The sequence below is a fragment of the Streptomyces sp. NPDC021622 genome, assembly GCF_040640795.1.
Lineage (GTDB): Bacteria > Actinomycetota > Actinomycetes > Streptomycetales > Streptomycetaceae > Streptomyces.
Window position 1 is genome coordinate 1 of sequence record NZ_JBFACK010000036.1, and the last position, 20857, is coordinate 20857.

2 protein-coding genes are annotated in these 20857 nt (G+C 71.5%); both read right to left on the minus strand.

Annotated features, from left to right (window positions below):
• A partial coding sequence (locus tag AB0G47_RS40590) for a type I polyketide synthase (protein ID WP_360781066.1) occupies positions 1-9218 on the minus strand: 9218 nt, incomplete at its 3' end.
• 92 nt (positions 9219-9310) lie between these two features.
• The gene (locus AB0G47_RS40595; RefSeq protein WP_360781069.1) at positions 9311-20818 is read right to left on the minus strand and encodes a type I polyketide synthase; all 11508 of its coding nucleotides are present in this window, start codon (positions 20816-20818) and stop codon (positions 9311-9313) included.
• Positions 20819-20857 lie beyond the last annotated feature (39 nt).

A 20857-nucleotide genomic window follows, 5' to 3' on the forward strand; every position in this document is an offset into this window, starting at 1 on the left:
CCACCGGCACCGGCGACCATGCCGCCACCACCCCACGGACCCCACGCAACCGCCGTCGCAGGCAAACCCGCCGCCCTGCGGTGGCCGGCAAGGGCGTCCAGGTAGGCGTTGGCAGCCGCATACGCTCCCTGCCCGCCGCTGCCCCACACGCCAGCGATGGACGAGAACAACACGAACGCGTCCAACTGCCGGTCACCCAGCAGCTCGTGGAGGTTGCGCGCACCATCCACCTTGGCCGACAACACATCAGCGAACTCGCCGAGATCAGCCGGATCAAGGTCGGCAAGAACGCCCGACCGCTCGATACCCGCCGCATGCACGACCGCAGTGAGCGGGAACTCGGCAGGAACCGACGCCAGCACATCCGCAAGGGCGTTTCGGTCGGCGACGTCGCAGGCCGCGATCGTGACCCGAGCACCCAACTCGGTCAGTTCCGCACACAGCTCCTGCGCGCCGTCGGCGTCCAGTCCACGCCTGTTGGTCAACAGCAGGTGCTCGGCACCCTTCGCCACCAGCCACCTGGCGACGTGCGCACCGAGCGCACCGGTACCACCTGTGACCAGGACCGTCCCACGCGGCGACCAGCCCGCCCCGGAGGCCTTGTCCAGGGGCGCGGGCACCAGCCTGCGCCCCAGAACCTCACCACTGCGCAGCGCGACCTGGTCCTCGCCGCTGGTCCCGGCGAGGACCGAAGCCAGCAGATCACCGGCCCCGTCGTCCTGCGCCTCGGGCAGATCGACCAGGCCGCCCCAGCGGCCGGGCTGCTCCAACGCGGCAACTCGGCCAAGGCCCCACAGCATCGACTGCTCGAACCCGGCAACACCCTCGCGCTCGCCCACCGAGACCGCGCCCGACGTCAGGCACCACAGCGGCACATCCGCCTCACCCAACGCCTGCAACAGACCCACCGTGGCCGCGACACCCGCAGGCACAGCCGAATCGCCCGCATCAGCGAGCCCAAGCAGCGACACCACGCCGCTCAGAGCCGACAGACCAGCCAACTGCTCCGCCCAGTCGGCCACTTCCGGGTCAACATGCAGGACGTGTACGTCGTCCGCGCCATTCCGGGTCAGCGCGCCGCCGACCCACTCGGCGCGCTCCTCACCGGCCGGCGCAACGACCAGCCAGGCACCGCCCAACTCCCGACTACCGGCGGCCACCGACCGCCACTCGACCCGATATCGCCAGCCCTCCACCGTGGAGCGCCCCAACTGCTCCTTGCGCCACGCGGAAAGCCTCGGCAGCACCGCACTCAGCGGAGCATCCGACGACACATCCAACGTACGGGCTACATCAGCGAGGTCACCGTCTTCGACGACCTCCCAGAACCGCGTCTCCGCCAGCGACAGCCCCTGGCTTCGATCCTCGGGCGATACATCCAGCCAGTAGCGCTGGTGCTGGAACGCGTACGTCGGCAGATCCACGCGCCGGGCGCCGCTGCCCGCGAAGTACGCGCTCCAGTCGACCGTCACGCCCCGCGTGTGCAGCGCGGCAACCGTGGTCACCACCGCGGTCTCCTCGCCCCTGTCCGCACGCAACGCGGGCAGGAACACCGCATCGGGCACACTCCCAAGACCCAGAGCGGACAACGTCCCACCCGGACCGACCTCGACGAACACCTCGGCACCCTGCTCACACAGCGCCACAACCGCGTCATGGAACCGCACAGATCCGCGCACATGCCGCACCCAGTACTCCGCCGAGGTCAGCTCCTCAGCAGTCGCCAAACGCCCCGTCAGCGTGGACACGATCGGAATCGACGGCGCCTCGTACGACACTGCTTCCAGCACCCGGCGGAACTCGTCGAGCATCGGATCCATCAACGGCGAGTGGAACGCGTGACTGACCTTCAGCCGGGACACCTTGCGCCCCGCCTCACGCCACCGCTCAGCAACCGCCTCCACATCAGCGGCTACACCTGAAATCACCACCGACGACGGCCCGTTGACCGCGGCAATCCCGACGGTCTCCGACAGGTCCGACGCGACCTCGGCCTCGGTGGCCTGGATCGCCACCATCGCGCCACCAGACGGCAACGCCTGCATCAGCGCACCGCGCGCCGACACCACCTTGACCGCGTCAGACAACGACCACACACCAGCCACATGCGCGGCAGCCAGCTCACCGATCGAATGCCCCGCCAGCACATCCGGCCGCACACCCCACGACTCAAGCAGCCGGAACAACGCCACCTCGACCGCGAACAGCGCAGGCTGCGTCACACCCGTCTCATTCAGCGCATCAGCATCCTCACCCAACAACACCTCACGGACCTCAGGCCCAAACTCCGCAAGCACAGCATCCAGAGCATCAGCGAACACCGGGAAACGGGAAGCCAGTTCACGCCCCATCCCCAGCCGCTGCGACCCCTGACCCGAGAACAGGAAACCCAGCAGGCCGGTGACTGCGGAACTCGTCACCACTCCCGCCGCCTGCCTGCCCTCGGCCAGCGCGGTCAGAGCTGTCAGCCGGGTCTCCGTGTCGTCAGCGATGACGACCGCACGCTGCTCAAGCGACGCCCGCGTCGTCGCGAGGGAGAAGCCGACGTCCACAGGGTTCAGATCAACCGTGCCCGAGACCAGCCGTGCCGCCTGCTCCCGCAGCGCCTCGGTACTCCGCGCCGACAGCACCCACGGCACCAGGCCGACCGGCACAGAAGCCACAGCGGGAGTCGACTCCTCGACCTCCGGGGCCTGCTCGATGATGGTGTGCGCGTTCGTGCCGCTGAATCCGAACGACGACACACCGAACCGGCGCGGCCGGTCGGTCTCCGGCCAGGGGCGGGCCTCGGTGAGAAGCTCGACGTCACCGACCGACCAGTCGACCTGCGAGGTCGGCTCGTCCACATGCAACGTCTGCGGCAGCACTCCGTGCTGCATCGCCATGACCATCTTGATCACACCCGCCACACCGGCAGCCGCCTGCGTGTGACCGATGTTGGACTTCACCGAACCGAGCCACAGCGGCCGGTCGCCGGGGCGGTCCTGGCCGTACGTCGCGAGGAGCGCCTGGGCCTCGATCGGGTCGCCGAGCGTGGTGCCGGTGCCGTGCGCCTCCATGGCGTCCACGTCGACCGACTCCAGGCCCGCGCTGGCGAGTGCCTGGCGGATCACGCGCTGCTGCGACGGGCCGTTCGGCGCGGTCAGACCGTTCGACGCACCGTCCTGGTTGACGGCGGATCCCCGTACGACGGCCAGCACCTGATGGCCGTTGCGCTGAGCATCCGAAAGACGCTCCACGAGCAGCATGCCGACACCCTCACCCCAGCCAGTACCGTCGGCGGCATCAGCGAACGCCTTGACGCGGCCGTCCGCGGCGAGGCCCCGCTGACGGCTGAACTCGATGAAGGAGCCCGGCGTCGACATCACCGACACGCCACCGACCAGCGCCAGTTCGCACTCGCCCTTGTGCAGCGCGTTGACCGCCAGGTGCAGCGCCACCAACGATGACGAGCACGCCGTGTCCACCGTCACCGCAGGGCCCTCAAAGCCGTACGTGTACGACAGGCGGCCGGAGATGACGCTCGCCGAGATGCCGGTGCCCGCGTAACCCTCGACTTCCTTCTGTGCGGCCATCAACAACGCCGCGTAGTCCTGGCCGTTCGTTCCGACGAAGACACCGGAACGGCCGCCACGCAGCGAGTTCGGGTCGATGCCCGCCCGCTCGAACGCCTCCCAGGACGTCTCAAGAAGCAGCCGCTGCTGCGGGTCCATCGCCGCGGCCTCACGCGGCGAGATCCCGAAGAACGCCGGGTCGAAGTCCGCGACATCGTCCAGGAAGGCGCCCATGCGGCTGTACGTGGTGCCCGACTGCTCGGGGTCGGGGTCGTAGAGCGAGTCGATGTCCCAGCCGCGGTCCGTCGGGAACGGCGACACCGCGTCCCCTCCCCCGGCCACCAAGCGCCACAGGTCCTCGGGCGACTCGACACCGCCGGGGAAGCGGCAGCTCATGCCGACGATCACGATCGGCTCATCGGTCACCATCGCAACGGGCTCGTTGGCCACGACATCGACCACCCCACCCAGCAACTCGGCGCCAAGATGCGCCGCGAGCGCGGCAGGAGTCGGATGGTCGAAGACCAGCGTGGCCGGCAACGCCAACTCGGTCGCCGCATTCAACCGGTTCCGCAGCTCGACAGAGCTGAGCGAGTCGAAGCCCAGTTCCTTGAACGCCCGCTCAGGCGCGACGGCCTGCGCCGAGCTGTGACCAAGCACCATCGCCACGTGCCCGAGCACGAGGTCCAGCAGCACCTTCTCCCGCTCCGCGACGGGCAGCACCGCCAGCGACTGCCCCAGCGCCGACCCGGCAACAACAAGGCCGGACTCAACAGCCCTACGTGCACTGCCCCGCACCAGGCCGCGCATGAGGTACGGCACGGGGTGGGAACGCGCCTGCCGACGCAACACCGGCAGATCCAGAGGGATCGGCACCAGCGCGGCACGCCCCGTGGAACCCGCCGCGTCGAACAGCGCCAAGCCCTCAGCCGCGCCGATCGGTATCGCGCCGCCACTGGTTATCCGCCGCACATCAGTCTCATCGAGGCTGCCGGCCATGCCATCCGCATCAGCCCACAGGCCCCACGCCAACGACGTGGCGGACAGCCCGGCCACCCGACGGTGCTGGGCGAGCGCGTCCAGGAACGCGTTGGCCGCCGCATAGTTGCCCTGCCCCGCGCCACCGAACACACCGGCGGCGGACGAGAACATCACGAATGCGGACAGGTCCATGTCGCGGGTCAGCTCGTGCAGGTGCCAGGCCGCGTCGACCTTCGGCCGGAACACGGTGTCGATTCGCTCGGCGGTCAGTGAACCGATCGTGCCGTCGTCCAGCACACCCGCCGTATGCACCACGGCAGAGACCTCGTGCTCGGCCAGCAGCGCTGCCACCGCATCCCGATCCGAGACGTCACACGCCGCGAACGCCACCTCGGCGCCCTGCGCGGTGAGTTCATCACGCAGTTCCTCGGCGCCCTCGGCCGCGGCGCCACGCCTGCTCACCAGGAGCAGGTTGCGCACATCTCGCTCGGCGACCAGGTGCCGGGCCACCAGGCCACCCAGCGTGCCCGTGGCGCCAGTGATCAGCACCGCACCGGCACCAAAGCCGGGGTCATCCACCACGGACTGCCGAGCCCTGGCCAGGCGCGGGGCACTGACAGCGCCCGAACGCACCGCCAACTGCGGCTCACCCGTGGCCAGCGCGGACGGCATCATGTCGCGCGAGGCCGCCTCGTCGTCGAGGTCGACCAGCACGATCCGGTCCGGGTTCTCCGACTGAGCGGACCGCACCAGACCCCACACCGCCGCCTGAGCGACATCCCGTACGTCGTCATCGGCCGTAGCAGCGATCGCGCCACGGGTCACGATGACCAGACGCGACGCGTCGAACCGCCCGTCATCAAGCCAGGACTGGACCACATTCAGCGCCCAGTGCGCCGCCTCATGCACACCGGCCACCGGGTCGGACCCGGAAGTGACCGGGCACGGCAGAACAACGAAGTCAGGCAGCTCCGCCGCCCCAGCCAGCATCTCCAGGTGGGTCCACTCGACCGTCGGAACAACGTCACCGGCCAGGGGCACCGACACCCACTCGACGCCGAACAGCGCATCGTCGTGACCGTCACCGGCGAACTCTTCAAGCGCCACGGGACGGAGCACCAGCGAGTCCACGCTCGCGACCGGGGCACCCGCCCCATCCGCCACGACCAACGACACTCCATCGGACCCCGCAGGTGCCAACCGCACCCGCAGCGCCGTCGCGCCCGAGGCGTGCAGCCGCACACCCGACCACGAGAACGGCAAGCCATCAACATCGCCGTCAGTCAGGCCAACCGTGTGCAGCGCCGCGTCCAACAGCGCCGGGTGCAGACCGAACCCCTCAGCCTTCACACCCTCAGGCAGCTCAACCTCGGCGAACACCTCATCGCCCTTGCGCCAAGCCGACCGCAACCCCTGGAACACCGGGCCATAACCCAAGCCCAGCTCCGCCAACCCGCCGTAGAACCCCTCCAGGTCCACGACCTCCGCACCCGCCGGCGGCCATTCGGCCAGCGGAACCCCACCGGAACGGCCGCCTGCCCCCAGCACACCCGTGGCATGCCGGGTCCACGCACGGCCGTCGTCAGTGTCACCCACACTGGAGTGGAAGCTCAGCTCACGCCGGCCCGACGAGTCCTCGGCCCCGACCCACACCTGCACCCGCACCGAACCGCGCTCGGGCAGAACAAGCGGCGCCTCCAACGCCAACTCCTCCACCAGGTCACACCCGACCTGATCCCCCGCACGCACCGCCAGCTCGACGAACGCAGTACCCGGCAACAGCACCGAACCCTGCACCACATAATCAGCCAGCCACGGATGCGACTGAACCGACAACCGCCCAGTCAGCAGCACGCCGTCCGTGCCACCCACCGTGACAGCAGCACCCAACAACGGATGGTCCGCCGAACCCAGTCCGGCCGCCGCGACATCGCCGACCCCGGGCAGCACGTCCAACCAGAAGCGCTCGCGCTGGAACGCGTACGTCGGCAGATCGACGCGCTGCGCCCCGCTGCCCTCGAAGTAGGCGGCCCAGTCCACGCGAACGCCCCGTACGTGCGCTTCCGCGATCGCGGAGGTCAGTGCCGCCTGCTCCGGGCGGTCGTTGCGCAAAACCGGGACGAACTCGGCGTCCGGCGCGGACTCTTGGCCCAGCGCCGACAGCGTGCCGCCGGGTCCGACCTCGACGAACGTACCCACACCCTCGGCAACCAGAGCCCCGACGGCATCGGCGAACCGCACCGACTCACGCACATGCCGCACCCAGTACTCCGCCGAGGTCAGCTCCTCAGCAGTCGCCAACCGGCCCGTCAGCGTCGACACCACGGGGATCGCAGGCGCCTCGTACGACACGCCCTCAAGCACCCGGCGGAACTCGTCGAGCATCGGGTCCATCAACGGCGAGTGGAACGCATGGCTCACCCGCAGCCGGGACACCTTGCGCCCCGCCTCACGCCAACGCTCAGCCACCGCCTCCACATCAGCGGACACACCCGAAATCACCACCGACGACGGCCCGTTGACCGCAGCAATCCCGACGGTCTCCGACAGGTCCGATGCGACCTCGGCCTCAGCGGCCTGGATCGCCACCATCGCGCCACCAGACGGCAGCGCCTGCATCAACGCACCACGCGCCGACACCACCTTCACGGCATCGGACAGCGACCAGACACCGGCCACATGCGCAGCAGCCAGCTCACCGATCGAATGCCCGGCCAGCACATCCGGCCGCACACCCCACGACTCAAGGAGACGGAACAACGCCACCTCCACCGCGAAAAGCGCAGGCTGCGTCACCCCCGTCTCATTCAGCGCATCAGCATCCTCACCGAACAACACCTCACGGACCTCAGGCCCGAACTCCGCCAGCACGGCATTCAGAGACTCAGCGAACACCGGGAAACGGGCCGCCAGTTCGCGCCCCATCCCGAGCCGCTGCGACCCTTGACCCGAGAACAGAAAACCCAGCAGGCCGCCGGCAACGGAACCCGTCACCACTCCCGCCGCCTGCCTGCCCTCGGCCAGCGCGGTCAGAGCTGTCAGCCGGGTCTCCGCGTCATCCGCGATGACGACCGCGCGCTGCTCAAGCGACGCCCGCGTCGTCGCGAGGGAGTACCCGACATCCACGGGGTCCAGACCGAGCACACCCGCGAGCAGCCGCACCGCCTGCTCCCGCAACGCATCGGCGCTCCGCGCCGACAGCACCCACGGCGCCAGTTCGACCGGAACGGACGCCCCAGCACCGGGTGTCGACTCCTCGGCTCCCGAGGACTGGTCGGCTTCCGGGGACTGCTCAGCCTCCGGTGCCTGCTCGATGATGGTGTGCGCGTTCGTGCCGCTCACGCCGAACGACGACACACCCGCCCGCCACGGCTGCCCCGTCGAAGGCCACGACCGGGTCTCCGTCAGGAGTTCCACCGCACCCGCGGACCAGTCCACATGCGACGACGGCTTGTCCACGTGCAGCGTCTTCGGCAGCACGCCGTGCCGCATCGACATGACCATCTTGATCACGCCCGCCACACCGGCAGCCGCCTGCGTGTGACCGATGTTCGACTTCACCGAACCGAGCCACAGCGGCCGGTCGGCGGGGCGGTCCTGGCCGTAGGTGGCGAGGAGCGCCTGCGCCTCGATCGGGTCACCCAGCTTCGTACCGGTGCCGTGCGCCTCCATGGCGTCCACGTCGGCCGGAGTCAGGCCCGCGCTTGCCAGCGCCTGGCGGATGACGCGCTGCTGCGACGGGCCGTTCGGAGCGGTCAGGCCGTTGGACGCACCGTCCTGGTTGACCGCAGAGCCGCGGACCACCGCGAGCACCTGGTGGCCGTTGCGCCGGGCATCGGACAGGCGCTCCACGAGCAGCATGCCGACGCCCTCGCCCCAGCCGGTGCCGTCGGCGGCGTCGGCGAACGCCTTGACGCGGCCGTCCGGGGCGAGACCCCGCTGGCGGCTGAACTCGATGAAGGAGCCCGGCGTCGACATCACCGTCACACCGCCGACAAGGGCCAGCTCGCACTCGCCCTTGTGTAATGCCTGCACCGCGAGGTGCAGGGCGACCAGCGACGACGAGCACGCCGTGTCGACCGTCAGCGCCGGGCCCTCAAGACCGAACGTGTACGACAGGCGGCCGGAGATGACGCTCGCCGAGATGCCCGTGCCCGCGTAGCCCTCGACTTCCTCCTGCGCGGCCATCAGCAGCGCCGCGTAGTCCTGGCCGTTGGTGCCGACGAACACGCCCGACCGGCTGCCGCGCAGCGAGTTCGGGTCGATGCCCGCCCGCTCGAACGCCTCCCAGGAGGTCTCGAGGAGCAGGCGCTGCTGCGGGTCCATCGCCGCGGCCTCACGCGGCGAGATCCCGAAGAAGCCGGGGTCGAACTCCGTCGCGCCGTACAGGAACCCGCCTTCGCGGGCGTAGGTGGTGCCCGTGTGGTCGGGGTCCTCGTCGTACAGCGACTCCAGGTCCCAGCCGCGGTCGGCGGGGAAGCCGGCCACCGCGTCCGCACCGGACTCGACAAGACGCCACAGGTCCTCGGGCGACTCGACCCCGCCGGGGAAGCGACAGCTCATGCCGACGATCGCGATCGGCTCGCTGTCCTTCTCCTCGACCTCACGGAGACGTTGCTTGGTCTGCCGCAGGTCCGCGGTCAGGCGCTTCAGATAGTCGAGGACCTTGTCGTCGTTCGACATGTGCTTGATACCCCTCTGGGTGAGAGCCCGTACCCCGTGTTGATGAGAGTCCGTACCGGCTTGTCAGGTTGGTCAGAGTCCGTAACCGCTGGTCAGGACTTTCCGAGTTCGTCGTCGATGATGTCGAAGACGTCGTCGAGCGTTGCCGCGGTCAAGTCGTCCGCCGCGGCCTCGGGTTCGCCCTCGTCCCACGTGGACAGGAGCGACCGGAGCCGCAGCCGGATGTCCCCGGCCAGGACGTCGTTCGGGTCGAGCTTGGAGATGGTGACCGTCAGCTTGTTCAGCTCGCTGAGCACCGCGGCGGCGGGTGTGCCGTCGCCGGCGAGCACCGTCGTGCGCAGGTGGGCCGCGAGGGCCGCCGGGTTCGGATGGTCGAACACCAGGGTGGCGGGCAGTCGTGAGTCGACCTCGGCATCGAGCCTGTTGCGCAGTTCCACGGCCGTGAGCGAGTCGAAGCCGAGTTCCTTGAAGGCACGGTCCGCCTCGACGGCCTCCGGTCCGGGGAAGCCGAGCACGGCCGCGGTGTGGGTGCGGACGAGCTGTACGAGGGCCCGGTCCTGCTCCGCTTCGGTGAGTCCTGCGAGCCGCTGGGCGAGCGGGACCTCGCCGGGGCCGCCGTCGCCGGACCGTGCGGACCGGCGGGCGGGCGTCGGAACCAGGCCGCGCAGCAGCGGCCGTACCTGTTCCGGGTGGGCCCGCAGCGCGGCCAGGTCGATCGCGGCGGGCACCGCGGTCGCGGTGCCGGTCGTGTGCGCGGCGTCGAACAGCGCCATGCCTTCGGCGGAGGACAGCGGGGTCATGCCGCCCCTCGCCATCCGCTGCACGTCGGCGTCGTCGAGGTGCCCTGTGATGCCGCTCGCCTCGGCCCACAGGCCCCAGGCAAGGGAGGTCGCGGGCAGCCCGGCGGCCCTGCGGTGCTGTGCGAGCGCGTCGAGGAACGCGTTGGCGGCCGCGTAGTTGCCCTGGCCGGGGCCGCCGAAGACACCGGCGGCGGCGGAGAACAGCACGAATGCCGTGAGGTCCTTCTCCAGGGTCAGCTCGTGCAGGTGGAGCGCGGCGTCGGCCTTGGGTCCGAACACCGCGTCGACGTGCTCCGGGGTGAGGGACTCGATCACGCTGTCGTCCAGGACGCCCGCCGTGTGGACGACGGCGGTCACGGGGTGCTCGGCGAGGAGCGCGGCGACCGCGGCGCGGTCTCCGACGTCGCACCGGACGACCGTGACGCGTGCGCCCAGTTCGGCCAGTTCCCGGCGCAGGTCGTCCGCGCCCGGTGTGGCCGGGCCGCGCCTTCCGGTCAGTACGAGGTCCCGGACTCCGTGGCGGGTGACGAGGTGCCGTGCGGTCACGCCGCCGAGCACGCCGAGTCCACCGGTGATCAGCACGGTGCTGTCGGGGGTGAACGCCGTCTGCTCGGGAGCGTCGGCCGGGGTGGTGAGCCGCGCCAGCCTGGCCACCGTGGCGGTGCCGTTCCTGACGGCGATCTGCGGTTCCCCGGTCGCCACGGCGGCGGGCAGCCTGCGCAGCGACTTCTCGTTCGCGTCCACGTCGACGAGCACGAACCGCGCCGGGTGCTCCGACTGTGCCGACCGCACCAGGCCCCATGCGGGAGCCCGCACCAGGTCCGTCACGTCCTCGTCCGGCCCTGCCGGTACCGCGCTGCTCGTCAGGAACACGAGCTGCGTCGCGGCGAACCGGTCGTCCGCGAGCCACTTCTGGAGCAGGTCGAGGGTGTGGTGGGTCGCCTCGCGGGGGCTCGTCGCGCCCTCGCCCGGCGTCACGGCCACGTACCGGGGCACGGGCGCGCCTGCGTCGGCGGCGGCGAGGAGTGCGGCCAGGTCGGCGTGCTCGTCGACCGGTTCGCCGGCCGCGGTGAGCGCGTGGGCGATGCGGGCGGTGCCGCTGCCGATGACCGCCCAGGCGCCGCTCTCGGGAGCTGCGTCCGGCATCGGCACCCACTTCACCTCGAACAGCGAGTCGCGGTGGGCGGAGCGTGCGGCGTTGAGCTGGTCGGCCGAGAAGGGGCGCAGGATCAGTTCGTCCACGGCGGCGACCGCCTCGCCGGAGCCGTCGGCGACAAGCACCGCCACGGCGTCCACGCCGACCGGCGTCAGCCTGACCCGCAGCTCCGTCGCACCGGTCGCGAGGAGCCGCACCCCGGACCACGAGAACGGGAGCCCGTCCGAGCTCACCCCGAGCCCGACGGCGTGCAGAGCGGCGTCCAGGAGAGCCGGGTGCAGGCCGAAGCTCTCGTCGGCGAGGCCGTCCGGCAGCGCCACGTCGGCGAACACCTCGTCGCCCTTGCGCCAGGCGGCGCGCAGGCCCTGGAAGGCGGGGCCGTGGTCGAGGCCGGAGGCGGCGACGGTGGCGTAGTGGCTGTCGACGTCGAGCGGTTCGGCCTCGCTCGGCGGCCAGACGACGAGGTCGTCGGTGACGGGGGGTGTATCGGCCGTCAGGGTGCCGGTGGCGTGGCGGGTCCAGCCACCCCCCTCGTCTCCTCGGGAGTCCACGGTGAACGCCCGTCCGCCGGACGCGTCAGGGCCGTCGAGGCTGAGCCGTATCTGGACGCCGTCCCGTTCGGGCAGTACCAGGGGCGCTTCGATGACCAGGTCGTCCAGGGACGCGCAGCCGACGTGGTCGCCGGCGCGCAGCGCGAGGTCCACGTAGGCCGCGCCGGGGAGCACGGCGGTGTCCAGGAGTCGGTAGTCGGTGAGCCAGGGGTGGGTGCGCAGGGACAGTCTGCCGCTGAACACGAGGCCCTCGGAGTCCGCGAGTTCGGTGACGGCGACGAGCAGGGGATGGTCCACGCGCCCGAGGCCGGCCGAGGTCACGTCGCCGGACGCGGCGTGTGCCGTCGTGGGCCAGAAGCGGCTGCGCTGGAAGGGGTAGGTGGGAAGGTCCACGTGCCGCGCGTCGGGGAGCGGCAGGGCCACCCGGCCGCCGCGCACGAACAGGCTGCCGGCCGAGTTCAGGAGTCGGTCCTTGCCGCCGTCACCGCGCCGCAGCGAGCCGACCACCAGGCCTTCGGGGCCTGCCAGTTCGCCGAGTCCGGCCACCAGGACGGGGTGCGGGCTGACCTCGACGAAGGTGGTGAAGCCCTCCGCCACCAGGGTGGACACGGAGTCCGCGAACTCCACCGTCTGCCGCAGGCTGCGGTACCAGTAGGAGGCGTCCAGGTCACGGGTGTCCAGCCAGCCGCCGGTCAGCGGCGAGTAGTACGGCACGTCGCCGGAGCGCGGCGTCACGTCCGCGAGGCCTTCCAGGATTTCCGTCTCGACGCGTTCGACGTGGTGGGAGTGCGGGGCGTAGTCCGCCTGGACCCGCCGCGCCCATGTCCCCTGCTCGGTGCAGGCCTCCATCAGCTCGTCCAGCGCGGCGGCGTCACCGGAGACGACGACGGACGCGGGACCGTTCACCACGCCGACGGCGAGCTGTCCGTCCCACCGCGCGATGAGTTCCCGTACGTCGTCCACGCCGAGCGCGACCGAGACCATGCCGCCCTGGCCGGACAGGGCGGTCAGCGCCTTGCTCCGCAGGACGGCGAGACGCGTCGCGTCCCGCAGGGACAGGGCGCCCGCGACGCACGCCGCGGCGATCTCGCCCTGTGAGTGCCCCAGTACGGCGCTCGGCTCGACGCCCCAGGAACGCCAGGTGGCGGCAAGGGACACCATCACCGCGAACAGCGCGGGCTGCACGACGTCAAGACGTTCCATCAGGCCGGGGTCCTGGATCGCGTCGAGGAGCGACCAGTCGACGTACTCGTCGAGTGCCTCGGCGCACTCCCCCATCCGTGTACGGAACTCCGGCGAGGAGTCGAGGAGTTCCAGGGCCATGCCGACCCACTGCGTGCCGTGGCCGGGGAACACGAACACCGTGCCGGTGCCGCGGTTCTCGGCCGCTCCGGTCACGACGTTCGGCGCCTCGCGGCCGTCGGCCAGGGCGGTGAGACCGGCGAGGAACTCCTGCCGGTCGATGCCCACCACGACGGCCCTGTGGTCGAACACCGAGCGGGACCGCAGTGAGTGGGCGATGTCGGCGACCGACACGGCCGAGTCGGCGCGCTCGATCTCCTCGCCGAGGCGGGACGCCTGTTCCCGAAGGGCTTCGGCGGTTCGCGCCGAAAGGACCCACGGCACGACGGTCGGTTCTGCCGGCTCCCCCGCTTCGATTTCGGGGGACGGCGTCTCGGGGGCCTGCTCGATGATGGTGTGGGCGTTCGTGCCGCTGAAACCGAACGACGACACACCGGCGCGCCAGGGCCGGTCCACGGCAGGCCACTCGCGCCGGTCGGTGAGCAGTTCCATGCCTCCTGCCGACCAGTCCACGTGCGACGACGGTTCGGTGACGTGCAGCGTCCGCGGCAGTACGCCGTGCCGCATCGCCATGACCATCTTGATCACGCCCGCGACGCCTGCGGCGGCTTGCGTGTGACCGATGTTGGACTTCACCGACCCGAGCAACAGCGGCCGGTCGGCGGGGCGGTCCTGGCCGTAGGTGGCAAGGAGCGCCTGCGCCTCGATCGGGTCGCCGAGGGTGGTGCCGGTGCCGTGTGCCTCGACCGCGTCCACGTCGGACGGTGCCAGGCCCGCTCCGGCGAGCGCCTGGCGGATGACCCGCTGCTGCGAGGGCCCGTTCGGGGCGGTCAGGCCATTGGACGCGCCGTCCTGGTTGACGGCGGATCCCCGGACGACGGCAAGCACTTCGTGGCCGTTGCGCTGTGCGTCGGACAGCCGCTCCACGATCAGCATGCCGACGCCCTCGCCCCAGCCCGTGCCGTCGGCGCTGTCGGAGAACGCCTTGCAGCGGCCGTCCACGGACAGCCCGCGCTGGCGGCTGAACTCGATGAACGCGCCCGGCGTCGACATCACCGTCACGCCACCCGCAAGGGCCAGTTCGCACTCGCCCGACCGCAGTGCCTGCGCCGCCAGGTGCAGGGCCACCAGCGACGACGAACACGCCGTGTCCACCGTGACGGCCGGGCCTTCGAGGCCGAACGTGTACGACAGGCGGCCGGACATGACGCTCGCCGCGCTGCCGGTCGCCACGTGTCCGCCCACGTCCTCGACGGCCTCGCCGAGGACAAGCCCGTAGTCCTGCACGTTCGAGCCGACGAACACGCCGACTCGCTCGCCGCGGACCGAGTTCGGGTCGATTCCGGCCCGCTCGAACGCCTCCCAGGAGGTTTCCAGGAGCAGTCGCTGCTGCGGGTCCATGGCGAGGGCCTCACGGGGCGAGGTCCCGAAGAAGGTGGCGTCGAAGTCCGCCACCTGGTCGAGGAAGGCGCCCCTGCGGGAGTACGTCGTGCCGATGCCCGCGGGGTCCGGGTCGTACAGCGCCTCCAGGTCCCAGCCACGGTCGGCCGGGAAGTCCGTGACCGCGTCCCCGCCCGACAGGAGCACCTGCCACAGGTCCTCCGGGCTTGTGACACCGCCGGGGTACCGGCACGTCATCGCCACGATCGCGATCGGCTCGTCGGTCATGACCGGCCGCGCGGTGTCCGGCGTCAGGGGCGCCTCGCCGTGCGGTTCAAGGACCGCGGACAGCAGGTGGTCGGCGAGCGCCGCGGGGGTGGGGTAGTCGAAGACCACGGTCGCGGGCAGGGTCAGGCCGGATGCGGCCGCGAGACCGTTGCGCAGTTCCACGGCGGTCAGCGAGTCGAAGCCCAGGTCGCGGAAGGCCCGGTCGGGGTCGACGGCGCCGGCCGTGGTGTGCCCCAGGACGGCGGCTGCCTGCGCCACCACCAGGCCGCGCACCAGTTCGTCCTGCTTCGCCTTGTCCAGGCCGGTGAGCCGGTCCCGCAGCTCGGCTCCGTCCCGGCCTGATCCGTCCGGCCCGTCGGCACCGTCGGCACCGTCGGCTCCGGCGGTCCGGCCCGCGACCGCGTCGCGTGCCTCGGCCAGGTCGGCGAAGAGCGGGCTCGGCCTGCCGATGGTGAACGCGGGGGCGAACCGCTCCCAGTCGACGTCCACCACGACCGTGCTGGCCGTGGCGCCGCCGACCGCGTCGGCGATGGCGCCCACCGCGAGTTCGGGCGGCAGCGCCAGGAGGCCGCGCCGGGAGAGTTGGCGCTGCGCCTCGTCGTCGGCCATCCCACCGCCGCCCCAGGGCCCCCAGGCCACAGCCGTGCCCGGCAGGCCGTGCGCGGTGCGGTGCTCGGCGAGCGCGTCGAGGTAGGCGTTGGCCGCGCTGTAGCCGACCTGGCCGCCGCTGCCCCAGATGCCGGCGATCGAGGAGTAGGAGAGGAAGGCGTCGAGCGGCGTGTCGGCGAGCAGCTCGTGCAGGTGCGCGGCGCCCGCCACCTTGGCGCCGACCACGTCGGCGAAGCGCGCGAGGTCGGTCTCCCCGACAGGGGTGCTGTCGTTGAGTCCGGCGGTGTGCACGACGGCGTCGACCTGGTCTCCGGCGGCCGCCAGGCCGTCGAACAGGGCGGCGAGCCCGTCCCGGTCGGCGATGTCGACGGCGGCGATCGTGACGCGTGCGCCCAGCTCGACGAGCTCGGCCTCCAACTCGGCGGCGCCATCGGCCTCGGTGCCACGTCGGCTCACCAGCACGATGTGCTCGGCGCCGTGCGCCGCCGACCACCGGGCGACCCTGGCACCCAGGGCGCCGAGACCGCCGGTCACCAGAACCGTCCCGCGCGGCGTCCAGCCGGATTCCGGGGCGGCCGGATCGGTCGGGTCGGCCCGGCGGAGGCGACGTGCGAAGACACCGGACCCGCGTACGGCGACCTGGTCCTCCGCCCCGCCGAGCAGCCCGCACAGCCGTGCGGCCACCCGCTGGTCCACGGTCTCCGGCAGGTCGGCCAACCCGCCCCACCGGGCGGGGAGTTCCAGGGCCGCGGCCCGGCCGAGACCCCACACCATGGACTGCGCGAAGCCTGCGACCGTGTCACCCGCGGCCGCCGCCACGGCACCCGACGTCACGCACCACAGCGGGGCCTGTACGTCGGCCTCGCCGAGCGCCTGGACCAGCGCGAGGGTGGCTGCCACGCCGTTCGGCACGGCGGGGTGGTCGGGGTGCGGCGACTCGTCGAACGCCAGCAGCGACAGGACGCCGCCGACCTCTTCTCCCCGCGTGAGAACCTGCGCGGCGCCGGAGCGCAGCGCGTGGACGAGGGCTGTGCGGTCCGTGCGGTCTGCTGGGTGCGCGGGGTCCGCCGAGTCCGCCCCTTCGGGCTCGACCACGACGAGGGACAGGCCGCTCTCCGTGAGCAGTCCGCTCAGCACGGCGGCGCGCTCGTCACCGGTGGGCGCCACGACCAGCCACGTGCCCGAGGGCGGCGTCGTCGCCGGGACACCGACGGACTTCCAGCCGACGGTGTAACGCCACTTGTCCCACGTGGACTTCTCGTGGCTCCGGCGTCGCCACGACGTCAGGAACGGCAGCACGGCACGGAGGGAGTCGGTCGCACCGTCGTCGGTGATGCCCAGGGACGACGCGAGCGCGGACGCCTCCTCGCTGTCCACCGCGGCCCAGAACCGTGCCTCGTCCGCGTTCGGCGCTGCCTCGGCGACGACGGGCGGAGCGTCCATCCAGTAGCGCTGGTGCTGGAACGCGTACGTCGGCAGGTCCACGCGCCGGGCGCCGCTGCCCGCGAAGTACGCGCTCCAGTCGACCGTCACGCCCCGCGTGTGCAGCGCGGCAACCATGGTCACCACCGCGGTCTCCTCGCCCCTGTCCGCACGCAACGCGGGCAGGAACACCGCATCGGGCACACTCCCAAGCCCCAGAGCGGACAACGTCCCGCCCGGACCGACCTCGACGAACACCTCGGCACCCTGCTCACACAACGCCACAACCGCGTCATGGAACCGCACAGATCCGCGCACATGCCGCACCCAGTACTCCGCCGAGGTCAGCTCCTCAGCAGTCGCCAAACGCCCCGTCAGCGTGGACACGATGGGGATCTCGGGCGCCTCGTACGACACTGCTTCAAGGACTCGGCGGAACTCGTCGAGCATCGGATCCATCAACGGCGAGTGGAACGCGTGGCTGACCTTCAGGCGAGACACCTTCCGGCCCGCCTCACGCCACCGCTCCGCGACTGCTTCAACGTCAGCGGTGACTCCGGAAACGACCACTGAGTTCGGCCCGTTGACCGCGGCAATGCCCACGGTCTCCGGCAGATCCGATGCGACCTCGGCCTCAGCGGCCTGGATCGCCACCATCGCGCCACCGGACGGCAGTGCCTGCATCAGGGCGCCTCGCGCCGACACCACCTTGACGGCATCGGACAGCGACCACACACCAGCCACATGGGCCGCAGCCAGCTCACCGATCGAATGCCCGGCCAGGACATCGGGCCGCACACCCCACGACTCAAGGAGCCGGAAGAGGGCGACCTCGACCGCGAACAGCGCGGGCTGCGTCACACCCGTCTCGTTCAGCGCATCGGCATCCTCACCGAAGAGGACCGCGCGTACCTCCGGGTCGAATTCACCCAGTACGGCGTCGAGCGCCTCGGCGAACACCGGGAAACGGGCCGCCAGTTCACGCCCCATCCCCAGCCTCTGCGAACCCTGACCCGAGAACAGGAAACCCAGCCGACCGGGCTCGCCCGCGACTCCACCGACCACGGCGCCGGTCGTCCGGCCATCGGCCACGGCCGTCAAGGCCGCCAGGAACTCGGACCGGTCGGCGGCCACCACCACGGCGCGGTGGTCAAGCACCGACCGTGACGTGGCGAGCGAGTAGCCGATGTCGACCGGTGCGTGCTCGTCCACCAGGGACAGCAGGCGCTCGGCCTGGCCACGCAACGCACCCTCGTCGCCCGCCGAAAGGACCCACGGCACCAGGCCGCCGTCACGCACCGGCTGCGGAGCTTCTGCCGGGTCCGCCGGGTCCGCCGGGTCGACCGTCGGGGCCTGCTCGATGATGGCGTGCGCGTTCGTACCGCTGAAGCCGAACGACGAGACGCCGGCGCGCCACGGCCGGTCCGCGGCAGGCCACTCTCGCTGGTCGCTGAGCAGTTCCACGGCGCCCGCCGACCAGTCGACGTGCGGTGACGGTTCGTCCGCGTGCAGGGTGCGCGGCAGTACGCCGTGCCGCATCGCCATGACCATCTTGATCACACCCGCCACACCGGCAGCCGCCTGCGTGTGACCGATGTTGGACTTCACCGAGCCCAGCCACAGCGGCCGGTCGGCGGGGCGGTCCTGGCCGTAGGTGGCGAGGAGCGCCTGCGCCTCGATCGGGTCGCCCAGCTTGGTGCCGGTGCCGTGCGCCTCGACCGCGTCCACGTCGGACGGAGTGAGACCCGCGCCGGCGAGTGCCTGGCGGATGACCCGCTGCTGCGACGGACCGTTCGGGGCGGTCAGGCCATTGGACGCACCGTCCTGGTTGACCGCGGAACCACGGATGACGGCCAGCACCGGGTGCCCGTTGCGCCGGGCGTCCGAAAGGCGCTCGACGAGCAGCATGCCGACACCCTCACCCCAGCTGGTGCCGTCGGCGCCTGCTCCAAACGCCTTGCACCGGCCGTCCAACGACAGTCCTCGCTGACGGCTGAACTCGATGAACGCACCCGGCGTCGACATCACCGTCACACCGCCGGCCAGCGCCGACGAGCACTCACCGGACCGCAGTGCCTGCACCGCAAGGTGCAGGGCCACCAGCGACGACGAGCACGCCGTGTCCACCGTCACCGCGGGGCCCTCGAAGCCGAACGTGTACGACAGGCGCCCAGAGGCCACACTGGCCGCGTTGCCGGTCGCCACATAGCCGCCCACGTCCTCGGCCGCGTCACCGAGCACAAGGCCGTAGTCCTGGGCGTTCGAGCCGACGAACACGCCGACGCGCTCACCGCGCAGTGACGCCGAGTCGACCCCGGCCCGCTCGAGCAGCTCCCAGGAGGTCTCAAGGAGCAGTCGCTGCTGCGGGTCCATGGCAAGGGCCTCGCGCGGCGAGATCCCGAAGAAGCCCGCGTCGAACCCGCTCACGTCCGACATGAACGCGCCGGAGCGCAGGTACGTGGTCCCCACCGAGTCCGGGTCGGGGTTGTACAACGCCTCGACGTCCCAGCCGCGGTCGGTGGGGAACTCCGTCACCGCGTCCCCGCCGGACAGCAGGACGTCCCACAGGTCCTCCGGGCTCGCCACACCACCCGGGAACCGGCACGCCATCGACACGATCGCGATCGGCTCGTCGGTCACGCCGGAGACAGCAACCGGGTTGGAGGGGGTGGGCGTTGCGTCCACTCCGGACAGTTCGACGCGCAGATAGGCCGCCAGGGCCGCGGCCGTCGGGTAGTCGAACACCAGGGTCGCGGGCAGGGCGATGCCGGTGGCCTCGCGGAGCCGGGCGCGCAGCTCCACGGCCGTCAGCGAGTCGAAGCCGAGCTCCTTGAACGCACGCGTCGGCGAGAGGGCGTCACCGGACACGTGACCCAGCACCGCGGCAGCCTCGTACCGGACCAGCTCGGTGAGCTGCCGCTCCTGCTCGGCCTCATCCAGGCCCGCGAGCCGCTGTGCGAGTGCCGACGTGCTGCCCCGCTCCCCCGGAGCGGCATCGAACGCGGCGCGCACCTCGGGCAGTTCACCGAGCAGGGCGCTCGGGCGCTGCGCCATGAACGTCCCCGCGAACCGGGTCCAGTCGACGTCGGCGACGACGATGTTCCCGTCCCCGCGCTCGAGGGCCGTGGCCAGACCGGCGACAGCCACATCCGGATCCATCGTCGCCAGGCCCCAGCGATGCAGCTGCGTGGCCTGCTCGGTGGTCGCGACCATGCCGCCACCGCCCCACGGGCCCCATGCGACGGCCGTGGCGGGCAGACCCGCAGCCCTGCGGTGGCCGGCGAGGGCATCGAGGTACGCGTTGGCAGCCGCGTACGCGCCCTGCCCGCTGCTGCCCCACACTCCGGCGATGGACGAGAACAGTACGAACGCGTCCAACTGCGTGTCGGCAAGGAGCTCGTGCAGATTGCGCGCGCCGTCGACCTTCGCCGTCAGTACGTCGGCGAACTCGGCGAGGTCACCAAGGTCGAGGTCGGCGAGGGTCGCCGAACGCTCGATGCCCGCCGCATGTACGACGGCGGTGAGCGGGAACTCGGCGGGGACGGACGCAAGCACGTCCGCCAGCGCATCGCGATCGGCCGCGTCGCAGGCCGCGATCGTGACCCGGGCACCCAACTCGGTCAGCTCAGCGCGCAGTTCCTCCGCGCCGTCGGCGTCCAGTCCGCGCCTGCTGGTCAGCAACAGGTGTTCGGCCCCGTGCATCGCCAGCCAGCGCGCCACGTGGCCGCCCAGGGCGCCGGTGCCACCGGTGACCAACACCGTGCCACGCGGCGACCAACCATTCCCGGACGCCTTGCCCACCGGAGCGGTGACCAGCCTGCGGCTGAGGATCTTGCCACCGCGCAGCGCGACCTGGTCCTCGCCACTGATCCCGGCGAGCACCGAAGCCAGCAGATCACCGGCCCCGTCGTCCTGCGCCTCGGGCAGATCGACCAGGCCGCCCCAACGGCCGGGCTGCTCCAACGCGGCAACTCGGCCCAGACCCCACAGCAACGACTGCTCGAACCCGGCAACCACATCGTCCGCGCCCACCGACACCGCGCCCGACGTCAGGCACCACAGCGGCACATCCGCCTCACCCAACGCCTGCAACAGACCCACCGTGGCCGCGACACCCGCAGGCACAGCCGA